Here is a 17,976-nt window from a genome sequence, read left to right as displayed (position 1 = left end):
CCCGGCCCTGACGAGCCCGGACGGTGTCGCCTCCGCTCAGCCCTGCCGGTCCGGTCCCGACTCGACCATCGCGTGCGGCAACCGCCGCCGCATCACGTCGACCGCCACCGGGTTGTCGTCCACGAGCACGAACCGCCGGCCCAGGTCGCGCGCGACCGCGCCGAGGGTGCCGCTCCCCGCGAAGAAGTCGAGCACCCAGTCGCCCTCGCGCGACGACGCCTGCACCATGCGGCGGAGCACCCCCTCGGGCTTCTGCGTCGGGTACCCGGTCTTCTCGCTGCCGGTCGGCGAGACGATCGTGTGCCACCACACGTCGGTCGGCAGCTTCCCGCGCTCCCGCTTCTCCGGTGTGACGAGTCCCGGCGCCATGTACGGCTCGCGGTCCACCGTCTCGGAGTCGAACCAGTAGCGCTCCGGGTCCTTCACGTAGACCAGGATCGTGTCGTGCTTGGTCGGCCAGCGCGAGCGGGACTTCGCGCCGAAGTCGTACGCCCAGATGATCTCGTTGAGGAACGCGTCGCGGCCGAAGAGCGCGTCGAGCAGGACCTTGGCGTAGTGCGCCTCGCGGTAGTCGAGGTGCAGGTACAGCGTCCCCTCGTCGGTGAGCAGGCGCCAGGCCTCGAGCAGTCGGGGCTCGAGGAAGGCCCAGTAGTCCTCGAAGCGGTCGTCGAAGCGCATCAGGTCGCCCCGGATCCGCTCGTAGGTCCGACCGCGGAAGCCCGTGATCGTCCCAGCGTCCCCGGCGGTCCGGCGTTCGGCTGTCACCGCGTGCCGGCGCTGCTTCCGGCCGGTGTTGAACGGCGGGTCCAGGTAGACGACGGTGAACGACGCGTCGGGCAGCGTCGGCAGCACGTCGAGGTTGTCGCCCAGCACGACGAGGTCCGGGCTCCGGTCGTCGAGGCTGCGCACCGCCCCATCCTCCCGCAGCGCCCCGTGCTCCCGCGACGCGGCCTGCCGTCGGACCACGGCACTCAGGACGACTGCGTCGACCCGGTGTCCTCGGTCGCCCGGCAGGTGACGCCGCCCGCGACGACGTCCGACGCGTCACGGGTGCCGCCGACGAACACGTCGGTCGCCTTCCCGGCCCGCAGGGCGGTGACCACCGCGAGGTCGTGCGGCGCGTGCACGGTCCCGATCGCCGCGGCGACCCGGAACTGCACGGCCGCAGCGGCGCAGTCGGCCGGTGCCGTCACGGCGAAGGCGACGCAGTGCGCCTCGTCGCACCCTTCGACCGCGTCGGTGTCGACGCGGTCCTCGGCCCGCTGCGTCGCGGTCACGCGGTCCGTGTCCGTCCCTCCGTCGGTGACACAGGAGACGTCCCCGACGTCGGAGACCGCTTCGTCGTGGTTCTCGACCAGGACGAGCGGCACGTCCGCCGTGAGCGTGACCGTCCGCTCCTCGACCCGGCTCGGTTCCTCGTCGTCCTCGCTCGCGAAGAACCCGACCGTGACGACCGCGGTGCAGCTCTCATCGGTGTCGATCTCGTACGCATCGCAGTTCGCGTCCCCCGGCGTCGCGCCGCAGGTGCCCTCCCACTCGTCGTCGCCGGCCAGCCACGTCACGTTCGTGTGGCCGTCGTCCGAGGACCACTCCGGCACCTGGGCGTCGTCGGGCCCGCCGAACCCCGGGTCCGCGGAACCGAAGGCCGCGGCGGCGGCGTCCTCCACAGCGGGGACGAGGGGCAGGAGCGACATCGAGGTCCCGGCCACGAGCAGCACCGCCGCGACCCCGGCGGTGACGGACAGCAGCACACGCTGCGCCCGGCGTACGACCCGGGAGGGCGGGCCCTCGACGAAGGGCCGGGCGGACGGTACGGACCACGCCTCGGCCGACCAGGCGGCGAGGGCTGCCGCCTGGCCCGGGTCGGCGTGGGCCGCGGCACCAGGACCGGACAGTGCCTCCGCGCGACGGGCGGCGGACCGGTTGCGCACCCGGCCGGCCGCTGCTGCGACCGCGTCGTCGTGCCGGGAGACGCCGACCACCCAGAGCGCGACACCCGCGATGAGGGGTGCCAGCGCCAGGACGGCCGGTCCGTCGGCGGCCCAGAGGACGCCGAGGACGAGGAAGGAGGCGAGCGTCGCGGCGGCACCGACCACCATCGCCACGGTCGCGCCACGGGCCGCCGAACGACGCAGCTCGCGCGTCGGCACCCAGAACACCCACCCGGCGGGTGCCGGCGGCAGGTCGTCAGCCGGGGTCCACCCGGCAGCGGGCTCGGCACCCTCGTACAGGTCGACCCAGTCGGTGGACGGCGTCGGCCATCCCGGCGGGGTGCGGAAGCGGAGCGAGGGCGTCGAGTCGGGCACGGAGAGAGAGTAGTGCCCGCAGCGACGCCGCACGGCCCCTTGTTCGGGGCAGCCCCGGACGCCGGTCAGGCCCGCGGCGTACCGTCGCCGCCATGGCATCACCCGAGGTCCGCAACGACACCGACGCGCAGCAGTACTCCCTGGTCGAGGACGGCGAGGTCATCGGCTTCGCGGCGTACGAGGTCGACGGCGACGAGATCCGCTTCACCCACACCGAGGTCGACCCCGCGCACCGCGGTGGCGGCCACGCGTCGATCCTCGTCCAGCACGCGCTCGACGACGTCCGCGAGGGGTCGCTCCGAGTCGTCCCGATCTGCACCTACGTGAAGGCCTGGATCGAGCGGCACCCGGACTACCAGGAGCTCACGACGCGCTAGCGGCGCGGGCGCCGCAGCTCAGTAGGTCCGGTCGAGCGTGCCGGGACGTGCCTCGTGCCGGCCGGCGTGCCCGACCGACGGCACCCGGATGAGCACGTTCCCGCTCAGCAGGTCGTGGTCGTCGTCGGCGGGCGTCGGGGCCTCCTTCGGGAGGCGCGACTGCCGCTCGTACTCGGCCTGCGTCTCGTGACGGGTCGGGGCGAACACCTCGTCCATCATCGCGCCGACACCACCGGATCCGCCGCTGCGTGTGGCCTTGTTCGACAGGTCGATCCACCCCACGCGATCGGCGACCCACATCACGACGGCCGCCGCGGCCACCGCCCCCAGGAGGATCAACCAGTTCACGGTCCCGACGCTACGTCAGTCGACCGGCCAGGACCTCCGCCGCGCGGATGATCCTGTCGATCCGACGGCCGATCAGGGGACCCGCTCGAGCCACTCCCGCGTCGCGAACTTCGTCTCGACGAGTTCCCGGGCCCGCGCACGCTCGGCGTCGGTCACGTGCCCCTCGTGCGCCCCGTAGAGCTTCGTGAACGTGCCGATCAACCGATCGATGACCTCGGCGCGGGTGAGGCCGGTCTGCGAGCGCAGCGGGTCGACGCGCTTGGCGGCCGAGGTCGTCCCCTTGTCGCTCATCTTCTCGCGCCCGATGCGGAGGACCTCGACCATCTTCTGGCCGTCCATGTCGTAGCTCATCGTGGCGTGGTGGAGCAGCGCCCCGGTGCCGAGCCGCTTCTGCGCGGCGCCGCCGATCTTGCCCTTCGTCGACGAGATGTCGTTGAGCGGCTGGTAGTACGCCTCGATGCCGAGGGACTTCAGCGCCTCGATCACCCACTCGTCCAGGTAGGCGTACGAGTCCGCGAAGGTCATCCCCTGCACGAGGTCGGTCGGGACGTACAGCGAGTACGAGATGATCGCGCCGGCGTCCATGAACATCGCGCCGCCACCCGAGATGCGGCGGACGACCTCGACCCCGTACTTCGCGGCTCCGGCCGGGTCGACCTCGTTCTTCAGGGACTGGAACGACCCGATCACGACGGCGGGCTGGTCCCACTCCCAGATGCGCAGGGTCGGACCGCGGCGGCCGGCACCGACCTCCTCGGTCAGGACCTGGTCGAGCGCGAGGTGCTCGTTCGGGCTGATCGGCCCCTCGTGGACGATCTCCCAGTCGTACTCCTGCCACGTCGACGCCCGCGAGAGCGCGCGACGGACGGCGACGCCGACCGACTCCGGGGTGAACCCGAGCAGCACCGCGCCCTCGGGCAGCGCGGCGCGGACCGCGGCGGCGATGCCGGCCGCGTCGGTCGTCGCGGGCAGGCCGTTGACGGCCTCGTCGATCAGCGGCAGTGCGTCGTCCGGTTCGAGGAAGAAGTCACCCGCCAGCCGGAACTCCTGGATGCCGCCGTCGACGACCTCGAGGTCGACGACGACCAGCTTGCCTCCGGGGACCTTGTACTCACCGTGCACGGGACGAGCCTACGCCCGTCACCTGTCGGCCTGGAGGCCCGTGGCGGCCCCGCCCCGCGCCTCCAGGCCGCTCCATCGTCGCGTCAGCGACCGACGTGGCGGTCGAGCCATGCGACCAGGTCGGCGACCACCTCGTCGCGGTTCGTCTCGTTGTAGACCTCGTGCCGTGCGCCCTCGTAGACGTGGACCTGCACGTCCGACAGCCGGCCGCGACGGCGGTACGCCTGGGCGAGCCGATCGACCGACCGGGGCCCGCCGAGGGTGTCGTCGGACCCGACCTGCAACAGCACCGGCAGGTCGTGCGGGATGCGGCGACGCGGCACCCCGAGCAGGCGCACCGCGTCCGCGACGCCGAAGAGCTTGATGACGTCCGCCTCGACCGCGAGCGGGTCGGCCGCGATGGCCTCGATGACCGCCCGGTCGCGCGTGATCCACTCGTACTTCGTCGGACCGGAGCCCGCGTGCCGGGCGTTCAGGTCGCCGCTGTTCATCCAGCCGGGCAGCCGGTACGCCGTGGCGGACAGCACCACCCCGTCGTACCGCTCGGACGACGTGTTCACGATCCGCTGCGCCATGAGCGAGCCCCACGAGTGCCCGAGCAGCACGAGGGGCAGCCCCGGGTCCTGCTCGCGGGCGAAGACGCTCATCTGCTCGACGGCGGCGATCGCGGCGCGGAGCCCGCCGGGCCCGAGACGCCCGAGCCGGGCGTGGTCGCCGTCCCACTGCGCGAGACCCGTCCGCCCGTGACCGCGGTGGTCGTTCGCGTGCACGGTGTAGCCGGCGCGGACCAGGTCCTGCGCGAGCGGCTCGTACCGGAGCCCGTGCTCCCCGACGCCGTGCGCGATCTGCACGATGCCCTTCGGCCGCCCGGCCCGCCACGTCGAGTAGACGATCTCGACGCCGTGCGCGTCGGTGAACGAGGAGTCCCCTCGGGCTGCGGAGAAGGTCGGCACCTCTGCATCCTGACAGACGGACGACCCCGCGGACCTGTTCACCCGGCGTTCATGCAGCGGGTCCGGGGCGGGCCTAGCGTCGCCGCCATGGACGTCCTCGTCACCGTCGTGCTGGTGATCGTGGTGGCCCTCGTGTTCGACTTCACGAACGGCTTCCACGACACCGCGAACGCCATGGCCACCTCGGTCGCCACCGGGGCCCTGAAGCCCCGGACCGCCGTGCTCATCTCCGCCGTCCTCAACGTGGTCGGCGCGTTCCTGTCCACCGAGGTCGCCAAGACGGTCTCGCAGGGCATCATCCGCGAGGGTCAGGACGGCATCCAGATCAGCCCGACCATGATCTTCGCAGGACTCGTCGGCGCGGTGCTCTGGAACCTCGCCACCTGGTACTTCGGCCTGCCGTCGTCGTCGACACACGCACTGTTCGGCGGCCTCATCGGGGCGTCGATCATCGGCGCCGGTCTGCACTCGGTCGACTGGACCACCGTCGTGTCGAAGGTGGTGCTGCCCGCGCTGCTCTCGCCCGTGATCGCCGGCGTCATCGCCCTCGTCGCGACCTACCTGGCGTACACGCTCACGCGGAACGCGACCACGCACGGCGCTGCGACGGGCTTCCGGCACGGCCAGACGATCTCGGCGTCGCTCGTGTCGCTCGCCCACGGCACCAACGACGCGCAGAAGACGATGGGCGTCATCACGCTGACGCTCATCGCGGCGGACTACCAGGCCGCGGGGACCGGACCGGAGCTCTGGGTGATCCTGGCCTGCGGTCTCGCGATCGGCCTCGGCACCTACACGGGCGGTTGGCGCATCATGCGGACCGTCGGCAAGAAGATCTCCGACGTGCAGTCGCCGCAGGGGTTCGCGGCGGAGACGAGCTCGGCGGCGACGATCCTCGTGTCCTCGCACCTCGGCTTCGCGCTCTCGACCACCCACGTCACCAGCGGGTCGGTGATCGGTTCGGGCCTCGGCAAGAAGCTCGCCGACGTGCACTGGTCCGTGGTCGGTCGGATCGTGGTGGCGTGGGTGATCACGCTGCCCGCGGCCGCGGTCGTCGGCGCCCTCGCGACCCTCGTGGCCTCGACGAGCACGGTCGGCCTGGTGGTCGTCGCGGTGCTCGCCCTGGTCGGTGGCCTCGGCTTCTTCCTCCTCGCGCGGCGGAAGCCGATCACGAAGGACACCGTCAACGACGAGCAGCCGGCCACCGAGCCGGCCTCGGTCCAGGAGGTACCGTGAGCATCGACCTCAGCAGCATCGGCATCGTCGCCGGCGTCGGGTTCGTCGCCGCGGTCGGCATCGTGCTCGTCTACACGCTCGGCCTCCGGTTGCTCGGGACCGGGCAGCCGCAGGACGCCGCCGGCGAGCGCACCGCCCACCGCGACGAGACCCCGCGGTCCGGCCACACCCCGCCGGTCGCACTGGCCGGGGCGATCGTGTGCTTCGCGGTCTGCGCGGCGGCGGTGCTCTACGGGATCTGGCTGACCATCCCGCAGTTCCACTGAGGCGGAGCGGCTGGGAGGATCGTCCGGTGACCTCCCACCGCCTCGATGCCTCGCTCGACACCGCCGTCGACGTCCTGACCGCCGAGCGCGCCCCCGTGCTCCGCGTGCAGGACGGCGACACCGTCACCGTCCGGACGCTGAGCGCCGCCGGGTACACCGAGCGGCTCGCCGCACCGGGGGCCGACGCGCCGACGCTCCTCGACGGCCGCCGCGGGCACTGCCTGGTCGGACCGATCGCGGTCGAGGGGGCGCGCCCGGGCCAGGTGCTCGCCGTGCGCTTCGACGCGCTCGTGCCCGATGGCTGGGGCTACACCGGGTCCGGCGGGGTCGACACCCCCGTCAACCGGGCGCTCGGGCTCGCCGACCCGGCATCCCGCGGACCGCTGCTCTGGGACGTCGACGCGGCTGCGGGCACGGCGCGGAACCAGCTCGGGCTCGGCGTCCGGACGGCGCCGTTCCTCGGCGTCGTCGGGCTCCCGCCGGAACCCACCGGGGAGCACTCGACGATCCCGCCGCGGCCGCTCGGCGGGGGCAACATCGACTGCCGTGAGCTGGTCGTCGGCTCGACGTTGTACCTGCCCGTCACCGTGCCGGACGCGATGCTCTCGGTCGGGGACGGCCACGCGGCGCAGGGCGACGGCGAGGTCTCGGGTACCGCGGTCGAGTGCGGGATGACGACCACGATGACGCTCTCGTTGCTCGACGGCGCTCCCGTCGAGGGCATCCACGCCGAGACCCCGGCGGGACGGATCACGTTCGGGTTCGATGCCGACCTGAACACCGCGATGACGACGGCGCTCGACCGGATGGTGGACTGGATCGCCGGGCTGCACGGGATCACCCGCGGCCAGGCGCTGGCGATGGCGAGCGTCGCGGTGAGCATGCGCGTGACCCAGGTCGCGAACCGTACGTGGGGCGTGCACGCGCTGCTCCCCCACGACGCGATCCTCGGTCCCGACGCGACCTGAGCGCACGACGCGAGCCGCGCCTCCCGTTCGCCCGTTCCCTCCCGTCGCACGTGCGACGCCGGGTCGGAACGGGCGTACCTGGTCAGTTCTCCCGACCAGGTACGCCCGTTCCGACCAGGTACGGCCGGAGGGACCAGGAGAGGCGAGGCAGTCCCGGTCAGTGCGCGGAGTACCCGCCGTCGACCAGGTGGTAGCTGCCGCTGATGAACGAGGCCTTGTCGCTCAGCAGGAACAGCACGAGCGCCGCGACCTCGGCGTCGGTGCCGAGCCGCTTCGCCGCGTGCTCGCCCTCGAGCGCCGCGAGCTCCTCGGCCGAGAGGGACGAGCGGACCAGCGGGGTGTCGATGAAGCCCGGACCGACCGCGTTCGTGCGGACGCCCTGCGCCGTGTACTCGAGCGCGGCGACCTTCGTCAGCCCGACGAGCGCGTGCTTCGACGCGACGTACGCGGCGTTGTGCGCGATCCCGACCGAGCCGAGCACCGACGCCATGTTCACGATCGCGCCGCCACCGGCTGCCAGGATCGCCGGGATCTCGTGTCGGAGCCCGTAGAAGACGCCGTCGAGGTCGACCGCGCGGACCCGGTCCCACGCCTCGACGTCGTACTCGCCGATGGGCTGCGGAGCGGCGCCGATGCCGGCGTTGTTCACGGCGAGGTGGAGCGCGCCGTACGTGTCCACCGCGTGCTGGACCATCCGCTCGTTGTCCTCGGCCACCGCGGAGTTCGCCTCGAACGCACTCGCCGTGCCGCCCGCGGCCTCGATCTCGGTGACGACGCGCTGTGCGGCTTCGGCCTTGATGTCGGTGACGACGACCTCCGCACCCGCCGCGGCGAGCTCCTTCGCGATCGCGGCCCCGATGCCGCTGCCACCGCCGGTGACGACGGCGACCCTGCCCTCGAACTCGGACATGTCCTCCTGCTTCCTCGACGTTCCGTCGATCGTGTACTGAGCAACACCTGTTGCACAACGAGCGTACACCCGGAGGCGTCCAGTTCGTTCGCTGAACTAATGAGGTAGGCTAACGGTCATGCCCGACACCTCCCTCGCCACCGACCTGCGCGTCGCGGTGGCCCGGCTGTCGCGGACCCTCCGCGCGCAGAAGGTCGACGCGAGCATGACCGACGGACAGTTCTCGGCCCTCGCCCGGCTGCACCGCGAGGGCGCAATGACCCTCGCCGAGCTCAGCCGCCAGGACGGCGTCACTCCGCCGAGCATGACGAAGTCGATCGCCGTGCTCGTCGACCGCGGGCTCGTGTCGAAGGTCGACCACGGCGACGACCGGCGCAAGGTCCTGCTCGCCGCGACCCCGGCCGGGGCGGCCTTCGTGGAGGAGACCCGACGGCGCCGCGACGACTGGCTCTCCCCGCGCCTCGGCGCCCTGACCGAGGCCGAGCGGCACACCCTGGCCGAGGCCACCGAGATCATGAGGAGGCTGGCCCAGCAGTGACCGCCGTCTTCCGCTCCCTGTCCGCCCGCAACTACCGCATCTGGTTCGCCGGTGCCCTGGTCTCCAACATCGGGACCTGGATGCAGCGCACCGCCCAGGACTGGATCGTCCTGACGAAGCTGTCCGACAACGACGCGATCGCCGTCGGCATCACGATGGCGCTGCAGTTCGGCCCGCAGCTGCTCCTGCTCCCCCTGACCGGCCTCGCCGCAGACCGCTTCGACCGGCGCCGGATGCTCATGCTGACCCAGGGACTGATGGGCGGGCTCGGACTCGGTCTCGGCATCATGGTCCTCACCGACACGGCGACGCTCTGGTCGCTGTACGGCTTCGCCCTGGCGCTCGGCATCGTCGCCGCGTTCGACACCCCGGTCCGACAGGCCTTCGTCTCCGACGTCGTGCAGGGCGAACACGTGTCGAACGCCGTCGCCCTGAACTCCGCGTCGTTCAACGCCGCGCGCCTGATCGGCCCGGCGGTCGCGGGCGTGCTCATCGCCGCGATCGGGTCCGGGTGGGTGTTCGTCATCAACGCCGGCTCGTTCCTGGCCGTCCTCGTGGCGCTCCGCTTCGTCGATCCGACGCAGCTCGCCGAACGGGTGCGACCGAAGCGCGGCAAGGGGCAGATCATCGCCGGCTTCACGTACGTGCGGACCCGGCCGGACATCATCGTGGTGCTCTGCATGATCTTCGTCGTCGGGACCTTCGGCGTGAACTTCCCGATCTTCACCTCGACGATGGCACGGGTCGAGTTCGGCAAGGGTGCCGGCGAGTTCGGCCTGCTCAACTCCGTCATGGCGATCGGCTCGGTCGCGGGCGCGCTCCTCTCGGCACGACGGGACCGCCCGCGGATGCGCACGCTCGTGATCGCCTCGGCCGGGTTCGGACTGGCGTGCACGGCAGCCGCGGTCGCGCCGACCTACTGGACCTTCGCGGTCGTGCTGGTCTTCGTCGGCCTGGCCTCGCTGACCTTCATGACCACGGCCAACGCGCTGGTGCAGACCACGACGAAGCCCGCGATGCGCGGTCGGGTGATGGCCCTCTACATGGCGATCTTCGCCGGCGGCACCCCGATCGGCGCCCCGATCGTCGGCGCCGTCGCCGACGCGTGGGGACCGCGTTGGGCGATCGTCGTCGGCGCCGCATCCGGGTTCGTCGCGCTCGCGATCGCCCTGGTGTGGCTCGTCCGCTGGGAGCACCTGCGCCTGCGGTACGACGCGGAGGCGCGGCTGCACCTCGCGGTCACGCACGCGGTGCCGGTGGTCGGGACGCGGGCGTCCCACGCCGCGGTGCGGCGCGACCTGGAGCGCGACGAGGCGGTGGCGGACCGGTCCAGCTCGGTCTGACCGGCCGGGAGGCACGGCTCACCCCCGCCACGCTCCCACCGCGACCACGTGCCGGCCGGGAGGCACGGCTCACCCGCGCCACGCACGCCCGACGCGACCGCGTGCCGGCAGGGTGGGACGGGGCGGCGTCGCCACGGGCCTCCCGTCCGACCCGACGGCGCCACCGCTCAGTGCGTCGGGGCCGGGACCGCGAAGACGCGTTCCTCGAGCGCCGCGACGACGACGTCCACGGCGGCGGCGAGCCCCTCGGCCGCGACACGGATCCCGGCCGGATCGCCGACGTCCACCCGCCCGAGTGCCGACCGCGCGACCCGGAACGCCGCGACCTGGTCGTCCACGCACGCCGGCGCGACGTCGGACAGGCAGTCGTCCGCCCGAGCCGCGAGGAACGCGAGCGACCGCGGACTGTGCGACTCGTGGAGCAGGAACCCGGCGGCCTCCTGCGGATCGACGCCGTTGTGGTCGCGCCCTCGTCGGAAGGCCTCGCCCGCCCCGCAGGCCCGCAGCGCGGTGGTCCACGACGCCGCCGAGCCGGCGTCCACGAGCGGGGACGCGAGCAGCCGCGCCGTCAGCCCGCACCGCAGCAGGGACCTGCCCAGGGTGAAGAACTCCCACACCTCGTCGCGGCTGACGTCACCCTCGACGACACCGACCGCCAGTGCGCTGCGCTCCCGCACCCAGCCGAGGAACTCGTGCGTTCGGTCGACGGCCACCTTGCGGGGCATGCGCGAACGGGTGACGTCGAGGCAGTCCCAGAGCTCCGTCGACACGACCTCCCGAGCGCGGCGGGCGTGATCGCGCGCGACGCCGACGGCGTGGGCGACCGATGCCGGTTCGTGCCGGTCGAGCGCGAGCGACTCGACGACGGCCGCCCGGTCTCGACGACGCCCGGACGAGCGTGCGCCCACGACGCGGTGCAGCGCGGAGCCGACCACCGATTCGTCATCGACCACACCGGCGTCGGGTCGGACGACGTAGACGTCGAGCATCCGCGCGACGACGTCTGCCCGTTCGACCGCGCTCCCGACGTGGAACACGCTCCCCGCGAGTCGGCTCAGCACGTCGGCTCCTGCATGCGGCGAAGCTACCGACCGGGCGTTGCGACAGTGTTTCGGAGCCGCGTCACGGGTGTTGCGACCACATCCGTCAGGCGCGCTCCCAGCAGACGCTCGCTAGACAATCTAACTAGAGCGTCTAGCATTGTCCGTATGACGACCGAGGTGACGAACACCACCACGGGCTTCTGGTACGGGACCGGTTCCAGGGTCGACGCGGTGGACGTACTGAACGCGCTCCGCAGGTACCGGAGCGCAGAGAGTGCCGCGCAGCGACGCGCGCGCGAAGCACTGGGCATCGGGGAGAACGCCCTGCTCGCGCTGCGGATCCTCCTGGACGCCGAGTCCGAGGGGCGCTCCGTGAACGCGAAGGAGCTCGCCGACCGACTCGAGATCACGCCGGCGTCGACCTCGGCACTCGTCGACCGGCTGGTCCGCAGCGGCCACGTCGAGCGGCACGCCGACCCCCACGACCGCCGCGGGGTGATCCTGACGGCGTCGGGCGGATCGATGCGGCAGGTGCTGCAGGTGATCGACCAGCTCGACACGCGCGCGATCGAGGTCGCCGAGCACCTCCCGCAACAGGACATGGGCGTCGTCGTCGCGTTCCTCGAGGAGATGGCACGGGTCGTGGACCACGAGGACGACGAGACCGTGACGGAGCGCTCCGCGTAGCCTCGCCGCATGCGAAGCACTCCGGACGACCCCGTGGGTGTCCCACCGCGCGGTCCGGGCGATCCACAGCCGACCGGAGCGGCCGGCCGCCACCCGCGCGACCCGGAGGACGACATGCCACTGGCGGAGCTCGACGCTCGCGCTCGGGCGGACGCCGCACTCCGACGCATCCGGGACGGCGCCGACCCCGCACGGGAGGCCTTCGACCTGGCGAACACGATGAACGACGAGGCGGTGGGGCGGCTGCGCGGCGCGGTCCTGCGGTGGTTCCGTCGCGACTGAGCCGTCGATCTGCGGCCCGGTGTCCGGTCAGTCGGTCGACGTCCGCTCGTCAGTGAAGGCCGTGCCGACCGCTGCGATGTCGTCCCCGCCGTGGCCGGCGGCACTCGCCCTGCCGTAGACCCCGTCGAGTGCGTCGAGCAGGGTCGTCGACACGCCCGCGGACCGAGCAGCCTCGCCGATCAGGCCGATGTCCTTCCGCAGGCCGTCGAGGGCGAACTGCGGCGCGAGGTCCCCGCCGATCATCGCGGCGCCCTTGGTGTGCGCGTAGGGCGAGTCGCTCGCGGTGCCGTCGATCGCGTCGAGGAACAGTTGCGGGTCGAGGCCGAGGGCTCGGGCGATCGCGAGCGACTGCCCCGTGGCGGCGGTGATCGACGCGATCCAGGCGTTGGCGGCGAGCTTCAACGCCGTCCCGTCGCCGACCCGCTCCCCCGCGCGGACGGTCTTCGCGCCGACGGCGTCGAGCACCGGGTCCACGCGGTCGAGTACGTCCGAGGGGCCCGCGGCGAGCATCGTGAGCTTCCCCTGCTCGGCGGGGGCCTTCGTCCCGAGCATCATCGCCTCGACGAGGGTGATGCCGTACTTCTCGGCGAGCTGCACCACGGTCTCGGTGCCGGCGACGCCGACGGTCGACGACTGCACCCACACCGCGTCCGCGGGAGCATCGCCCGCGGCGGCCTCGAGGACGTCGACCACCGCGTCGGTGTCGAAGAGGGTCAGCAGGACGACCTCGGCGTCGGTGACCGCGGCGGCCGCATCCGTCGCCACCGTCGCCCCGTCGTCGCCCAGCGGACGGGCCTTGTCGGCGCTGCGGTTCCAGACGGTCACCTGGTGCCCTTCGCGCAGCAGGGACCTCGCGACCCCTGCACCCATCGTCCCCGTACCCAGCACCGTCACGCGCACCAGTGTCTCCGTCCTGCGTCCGGCACCCTGCCGACGACGATCTCGACGCTACGCCTGCGTGGGGACGACGGGCCGTGCCTGGTCCGCCGGCTGATCGGTCAGGACGACGGATCAGAGCAGCCCGCGGGCAGCGAGCCAGGGCGCCGGGTCGACCGGGATCCCGCCGATGATCACCTCGAAGTGCAGGTGCGGCCCGGTCGAGATGCCGGTGCTGCCCACGGCGCCGACCTGCTCGCCAGCCGACAGCGTCTGCCCGGGCAGGACGTCGATGCGCGACAGGTGCCCGTACCGGGTCTGCGTGCCGTCCGGGTGCGCGAGGAGCACCTGGTTGCCGTACCCGCCGAGGGGTCCGGCGGAGACCACCCGTCCGGGCATCACGGCGACCACCGGTGTGCCGGCAGCCGCGGCGAAGTCGAGGCCGTGGTGGTTCGTCGAACAGGCACCACACCCGGCGACCTGGCGTCCACCGAAGCCTCCGGCCGTCGGGATCGTGCCCGCGACCGGGCGGACCGCACCCGCGCCGGTCGTGATCTGCACACCGCCGGGTCGGGCACCGCCCGCGCGGGTCTGCCGCACGTCGAAGCCGTCGCGGGTCACGGTGACCGAGACCCCGGACGCGACGCGGTAGTGCTGCTCCGGTAGGGGCGCGACGTGGCTCGCGGGAGTGGGCGCAGCCGTCCGTGCGGCTCCGAGACCGAGCCCGGTCGGGTCGTCGAGTGCCGCGGCCGGTGTCGCCCCGGAGACGACCAGGCAGGCGGCGAGGGCGGAGGCGGTCACCGGGAGGAGGCGCGTGGTCGATCCGGCCCGTGCCACCGGGAGCACTGCGGGCCGCCGTGTCCGAGCGGCGACGACGGACCGACGAGGGCCGAGGACGTGCGGACTGCACGGCTCGTGCGGGTCGTGCGCTCCGCGCCTCCGTCGGCTCGACGTGAAGACCGGACGGCGGTCGAGGGGGCGCAGGCCGCCGCGGCGGAGGCCCGTCAGGCGCGGTCCGCCGGAGGTGAACGTCGCCCTGCGGCGCTCGCGGAGCTCTCGGCGACGCGGCAGTGGCGTTCCTGATCGGCTGGGATCGGTGGTGGACACCGGGGCGGCGGCAGGGGGGACCGCCGCCCCGGTGGTCTGGTGGCCGACGCGGGCGGACCGTGCGACGGCGTCGTTCGCCGCCCGGCGCGCCGCCCCGCGAGGGCGGATCGACGGCGTCGATGTCGGCCGTGTCGGTGCCGGCTGAGTCGGTGCCGGCTGTGCCGGTGCCGGCTGTGCCGGTGCCGGCTGTGCCGGTGCCGGCCGGGTCGCGGCCGATCGTCTCGGCGGCACGGCGAGGGCGCTGTCGGTCGTGGTCATCGTGTCGGTGATCGTGTCGGTCGTGTCGGAGGGGTTCGGTCGCTCGGTGGCCGTCGGAGTGCGGCGCGGTGTCGCGCGATTCAGCCGCGGACCACGCCGTCGCGGGTGATCCGATCGAGTTCGCCCACGACGGCATCGACCACCGCTCGGGTGATCGCGTCCGTCACCGCCTCGACCAGGGCGAGCTGGTCGGACGCCACGGCGACCTCGTCCGGGAGCGCGGAACCGACCCGCTGCGGGATCTCGTCGATGGCGGCGACCAGGGCAGCCGGCACGAGGGCGGAACGCATCGGGGACACGGGGGCCGTCAGCGGCGAGGTCGGCGCGGGGACGACCCGGGTCCGTGCAGCGGTCACCGAGACGGCTGCTGCGGGAGTCGGCGTTGTCACCCGGGGCTGCGACGACTGCGCCACCGCCAGGGGCTGGTCCGCGCTCCGGAGCGGCGTCTGCGCCGCGGATCGGACCCCTGCCGAGGCTGCCGCGTCGCCGTGCTGCGCGCGCTGCGAGATCGAGTCGAAGAGGGGCGTGGAGGACATGCTGCTTGCCTTCCGGTCAGTGGTGGATCGAAGCCGTCCTGGGCGGTCCGGCTGGGCTGGTGCCTCGGGCACGAGCAAGATTCAACCACTGATATGCAGAATGTGCAATAGCGCGTCGGGGCTCAGTCCGGTTCGACGGCCTGGGTCGGGTCGTCACGCCGGAGCACCTGCTTCACCCGCTCGACGATCGTCGACGGCGGGTTGTTGTAGGCGTTCGCGGGCTCCTGACCACTGAGCGCCTGGATCGCCTCCATCACGGCATCCGTCGCGTGTCGCCGGGCCCGTCCGGACGAGGCCTCGCCGAAGTGGGACAGGTCCATCGGCGCCCCGAACTCGATGGTGACGCGCGCCAGCCTCGGCAGCCGTGACCCGACGGGCTGCACGTCCTCCGTGCCGGTGAGCGCGACCGGCACGACCGGTGCCCCGCTCGTCAACGCCAGCCAGGCCACGCCGGTCCGACCCCTGTAGAGCCGGCCGTCGAGGGACCGGGTGCCCTCCGGGTAGATCGCGAACGCCTCGCCGGCCTGCAGTCGCTCGAGCCCGAGGTCGAGGGCGTGCTGCGCCGCCGCTCCGGCCCCGCGCTCGACGCCGATCGCGCCGATGCCGCCGAAGAAGGCCCGTGAGACCGCGCCGCGGAACCCGGTGCCGGTGAAGTACTCCTGCTTCGCCAGGAACGACACCTTGCGCGGCGCCATCAGCGTGATCGCCGGGGAGTCGATGAACGAGCGGTGGTTGCTCGCGAGGATGACCGGCCCGTGCCTGGGGACGTTCTTCCGTCCGACGATGCGCGGGCGCCAGACGAGACGCGCGAGCGGGGTCACCACCGCACGGCTCATCGCGGTGGCGAACTTCGTCGTACCGGGCACCGGGCCTCCTCGTCGTGGGAGGTTCCGAGTGTAGTGAGCACCCTCACGACCACATTCCGACTGCGGAATGCGTCTGCGGTGACTGCCGCGGGTGCCTGCTGCGGGAGCGCTCAGCCGTGCGCTGCGACGACGTCGAGCACGGCTCGTCCGTAGCGCTCGAGCTTCGCCCCACCGATGCCGGAGATCTCGCTCAGGGCGTCCTCGTCCGCGGGCTTCACCGCGGCGATCCCGCGCAGCGTCGCGTCGTTGAACACCACGTACGCCGGGACCCCCTGCTCGCGGGCCTGTGCCGCGCGCCACGCACGCAGCGCCTCGAACAGCCCCATCGCCTCCTGCGGCACGTCCGTGACCGCCTGGCGTCGGGCTCGCGAGGTCCGCGGGGCCTTCACCGGGTCGCGGCGCATCAGCACCCGCGTCCGGCCGCTCAGCACCTCGGCGCTCGTCGGGCTGAGGACCACCGTGCCGAAGCCGTCCCCGGACACCGCGGCGTAGCCCTGCGCCAGCAGCTGCCGGGCGACGGCACGCCACTCCCCCTCGCCCAGGTCGTTGCCGATGCCGAAGGTGGCGAGCGAGTCGTGTCGGAGCTCCTGCACGCGCGGCGACTGCTTGCCGACCAGGATGTCCACGAGGTGCGCGACACCGTACCGCTGACCGCGCTCACGCTCGAGGCGCACCACCGTCGACAGGAACTTCTGCGCGGGCACCGTGCCGTCCCACGGCTCGGGCGGCGCGATGCAGGTGTCGCAGTTGCCGCACGCCGTCGACTCCTGCCCGAAGTACGCGAGCAACCGGACCCGGCGGCACTCGATCGTCTCGCAGAGCGCGAGCATGGCGTCGAGGTGGGCGCTGAGCTGTCGCCGGTGCGCCGCGTCGCCCTCGGACTGGTCGATCATCCGGCGCTGCTGCACGACGTCGTTCAGCCCGTAGGCGAGCCAGGCCGTCGACGGTAGTCCGTCGCGGCCCGCGCGGCCGGTCTCCTGGTAGTACCCCTCGACCGACTTCGGCAGGTCGAGGTGCGCCACGAACCGGACGTCGGGCTTGTCGATGCCCATGCCGAACGCGATCGTGGCGACCATGACCACGCCGTCCTCGCGCAGGAAGGTCGATTGATTGCGCTCGCGGACCTTCGCGTCGAGCCCGGCGTGGTACGGCAGCGCCGGGATGCCCTGGTCGGCGAGCGCCGCCGCGGTCCGCTCGACGGAGTTCCGCGACAGGCAGTAGACGATGCCGGCGTCCCCGCTGTGCTCGGTCTTGATGAAGGTCAGGAGCTGCTGCATCGCGCCGGTCTTCGGCTCGATGCGGTACTGGATGTTCGGCCGGTCGAAGTCGGCCACGAAGTGCGCGGCGTCGTCGAGCCCGAGTCGGCCGGAGATCTCGCGGTGGGTCTGCGGGGTCGCGGTCGCGGTGAGGGCGATGCGCGGCACCGTCGGCCACCGCTCGTGCAGCACGCTCAGCTCGAGGTAGTCCGGCCGGAAGTCGTGCCCCCACTGGGCGACGCAGTGTGCCTCGTCGATGGCGAAGAGGGCGATGCGCGCGCGGTCGAGCAGGGAGCGCGTGGACTCGAGCCGCAGCCGCTCGGGCGCGAGGTAGAGCATGTCGACCTCGCCGGAGACGACCGCCCGCTCGACCCGGGAACGCTCGTCGGGGCCCTGCGTGGAGTTGAGGAAGGCGGCGCGCACCCCGTTCGCGGCGAGGGCGTCGACCTGGTCCTGCATGAGGGCGATGAGGGGCGACACGACCACCCCGACGCCGTCGCGGACGAGCGCGGGCACCTGGTAGCAGAGCGACTTGCCGCCGCCGGTCGGCATGAGCACGAGGGCGTCGCCGCCCGACACCACCTGGTCGATGATCGCGGCCTGCTGCCCGCGGAAGGCGTCGTAGCCCCACACGCGGTGCAGGACGTCGAGCGCGGCAGCCCGCGACGGCGAGGTCGTGGTCGTCGTGCTCATGCACC

At 72.8% G+C, this 17,976-nt stretch carries 20 protein-coding genes; 8 read left to right on the top strand and 12 right to left on the bottom strand.

The window, feature by feature from the left end:
• Nucleotides 1-36 precede the first annotated feature (36 nt).
• Complete coding sequence (locus LCG91_RS03160; protein WP_224442463.1) at nt 37-909, bottom strand: DNA-methyltransferase; 873 nt, start codon at nt 907-909, stop codon at nt 37-39.
• Between the two features lie 62 nt (nt 910-971).
• Nucleotides 972-2,306: a hypothetical protein gene (locus LCG91_RS03155; protein ID WP_224442462.1), complete on the bottom strand. Its 1,335-nt coding sequence runs from the start codon at nt 2,304-2,306 to the stop codon at nt 972-974.
• A gap of 92 nt (nt 2,307-2,398) precedes the next feature.
• Here LCG91_RS03155 and LCG91_RS03150 point away from each other — a divergent pair, with 92 nt between their 5' ends.
• On the top strand, nt 2,399-2,683 hold the full coding sequence (locus LCG91_RS03150) for a GNAT family N-acetyltransferase (RefSeq protein WP_058728523.1): 285 nt from the start codon (nt 2,399-2,401) through the stop codon (nt 2,681-2,683).
• Nucleotides 2,684-2,701: 18 nt separating this feature from the next.
• Here LCG91_RS03150 and LCG91_RS03145 read toward each other — a convergent pair whose 3' ends face one another.
• The 3 genes from LCG91_RS03145 to LCG91_RS03135 all read right to left on the bottom strand — a co-directional run bounded on the left by LCG91_RS03145 (nt 2,702) and on the right by LCG91_RS03135 (nt 5,106).
• Nucleotides 2,702-3,031: a hypothetical protein gene (locus tag LCG91_RS03145; RefSeq protein WP_058728524.1), complete on the bottom strand. Its 330-nt coding sequence runs from the start codon at nt 3,029-3,031 to the stop codon at nt 2,702-2,704.
• A gap of 72 nt (nt 3,032-3,103) precedes the next feature.
• Nucleotides 3,104-4,153: a biotin/lipoate A/B protein ligase family protein gene (locus LCG91_RS03140; RefSeq protein ID WP_058728525.1), complete on the bottom strand. Its 1,050-nt coding sequence runs from the start codon at nt 4,151-4,153 to the stop codon at nt 3,104-3,106.
• Between the two features lie 83 nt (nt 4,154-4,236).
• On the bottom strand, nt 4,237-5,106 hold the full coding sequence (locus LCG91_RS03135; RefSeq protein ID WP_224442461.1) for an alpha/beta hydrolase: 870 nt from the start codon (nt 5,104-5,106) through the stop codon (nt 4,237-4,239).
• A gap of 87 nt (nt 5,107-5,193) precedes the next feature.
• On the opposite strand from LCG91_RS03135, the gene LCG91_RS03130 reads away from it, so the two are divergent.
• From LCG91_RS03130 to LCG91_RS03120, 3 genes are read left to right on the top strand one after another with little or no spacing between them, the layout of a single operon-like run.
• Nucleotides 5,194-6,342: an inorganic phosphate transporter gene (locus tag LCG91_RS03130; RefSeq protein WP_224442460.1), complete on the top strand. Its 1,149-nt coding sequence runs from the start codon at nt 5,194-5,196 to the stop codon at nt 6,340-6,342.
• On the top strand, nt 6,339-6,608 hold the full coding sequence (locus tag LCG91_RS03125; protein ID WP_224442459.1) for a hypothetical protein: 270 nt from the start codon (nt 6,339-6,341) through the stop codon (nt 6,606-6,608). The genes LCG91_RS03130 and LCG91_RS03125 overlap by 4 nt, the downstream gene beginning before the upstream one ends.
• Nucleotides 6,609-6,634: 26 nt before the next feature.
• Nucleotides 6,635-7,576 carry an acetamidase/formamidase family protein gene (locus LCG91_RS03120; RefSeq protein ID WP_224442458.1) on the top strand — a complete coding sequence of 314 codons (942 nt, stop codon included), beginning with the start codon at nt 6,635-6,637 and terminating at the stop codon, nt 7,574-7,576.
• 157 nt (nt 7,577-7,733) lie between these two features.
• Here LCG91_RS03120 and LCG91_RS03115 read toward each other — a convergent pair whose 3' ends face one another.
• A complete protein-coding gene (locus LCG91_RS03115) occupies nt 7,734-8,486 on the bottom strand; it encodes an SDR family NAD(P)-dependent oxidoreductase (protein WP_058728530.1) in 753 nt (250 codons plus the stop codon).
• 118 nt (nt 8,487-8,604) lie between these two features.
• Between LCG91_RS03115 and LCG91_RS03110 the strand changes: the two genes are divergently transcribed.
• Both LCG91_RS03110 and LCG91_RS03105 read left to right on the top strand, forming a co-directional pair.
• Nucleotides 8,605-9,024, top strand: coding sequence for a MarR family winged helix-turn-helix transcriptional regulator (locus LCG91_RS03110; RefSeq protein WP_224442457.1), 420 nt, complete (start codon nt 8,605-8,607; stop codon nt 9,022-9,024).
• A complete protein-coding gene (locus tag LCG91_RS03105) occupies nt 9,021-10,367 on the top strand; it encodes an MFS transporter (protein WP_224442456.1) in 1,347 nt (448 codons plus the stop codon). The genes LCG91_RS03110 and LCG91_RS03105 overlap by 4 nt, the downstream gene beginning before the upstream one ends.
• A gap of 167 nt (nt 10,368-10,534) precedes the next feature.
• Here LCG91_RS03105 and LCG91_RS03100 read toward each other — a convergent pair whose 3' ends face one another.
• Complete coding sequence (locus LCG91_RS03100; RefSeq protein ID WP_224442455.1) at nt 10,535-11,428, bottom strand: alpha-E domain-containing protein; 894 nt, start codon at nt 11,426-11,428, stop codon at nt 10,535-10,537.
• A gap of 147 nt (nt 11,429-11,575) precedes the next feature.
• Between LCG91_RS03100 and LCG91_RS03095 the strand changes: the two genes are divergently transcribed.
• Entirely contained in the window at nt 11,576-12,097 is a 522-nt protein-coding gene (locus LCG91_RS03095) for a MarR family winged helix-turn-helix transcriptional regulator (RefSeq protein ID WP_058728534.1), read from the top strand.
• Nucleotides 12,098-12,106: 9 nt separating this feature from the next.
• Complete coding sequence (locus tag LCG91_RS03090) at nt 12,107-12,379, top strand: hypothetical protein (RefSeq protein WP_152998998.1); 273 nt, start codon at nt 12,107-12,109, stop codon at nt 12,377-12,379.
• Nucleotides 12,380-12,406: 27 nt separating this feature from the next.
• Here LCG91_RS03090 and LCG91_RS03085 read toward each other — a convergent pair whose 3' ends face one another.
• The 5 genes from LCG91_RS03085 to recQ all read right to left on the bottom strand — a co-directional run bounded on the left by LCG91_RS03085 (nt 12,407) and on the right by recQ (nt 17,971).
• Nucleotides 12,407-13,273, bottom strand: a complete 867-nt coding sequence (locus tag LCG91_RS03085) for an NAD(P)-dependent oxidoreductase (RefSeq protein WP_202596772.1) — start codon at nt 13,271-13,273, stop codon at nt 12,407-12,409.
• A gap of 117 nt (nt 13,274-13,390) precedes the next feature.
• Nucleotides 13,391-14,056, bottom strand: a complete 666-nt coding sequence (locus tag LCG91_RS03080) for a M23 family metallopeptidase (protein WP_224442454.1) — start codon at nt 14,054-14,056, stop codon at nt 13,391-13,393.
• 644 nt (nt 14,057-14,700) lie between these two features.
• Entirely contained in the window at nt 14,701-15,156 is a 456-nt protein-coding gene (locus tag LCG91_RS03075; RefSeq protein ID WP_058728537.1) for a hypothetical protein, read from the bottom strand.
• Between the two features lie 122 nt (nt 15,157-15,278).
• Complete coding sequence (locus LCG91_RS03070) at nt 15,279-15,992, bottom strand: lysophospholipid acyltransferase family protein (protein WP_224443195.1); 714 nt, start codon at nt 15,990-15,992, stop codon at nt 15,279-15,281.
• Nucleotides 15,993-16,132: 140 nt separating this feature from the next.
• A complete protein-coding gene (gene recQ, locus LCG91_RS03065) occupies nt 16,133-17,971 on the bottom strand; it encodes a DNA helicase RecQ (RefSeq protein WP_224442453.1) in 1,839 nt (612 codons plus the stop codon).
• Nucleotides 17,972-17,976: the final 5 nt, after the last annotated feature.

This window comes from Curtobacterium sp. TXMA1 (assembly GCF_020162095.1).
Lineage (GTDB): Bacteria > Actinomycetota > Actinomycetes > Actinomycetales > Microbacteriaceae > Curtobacterium.
The sequence above is the reverse complement of the archived record's forward strand: the minus strand, read 5'-3'. Positions and strand labels throughout refer to the sequence as shown.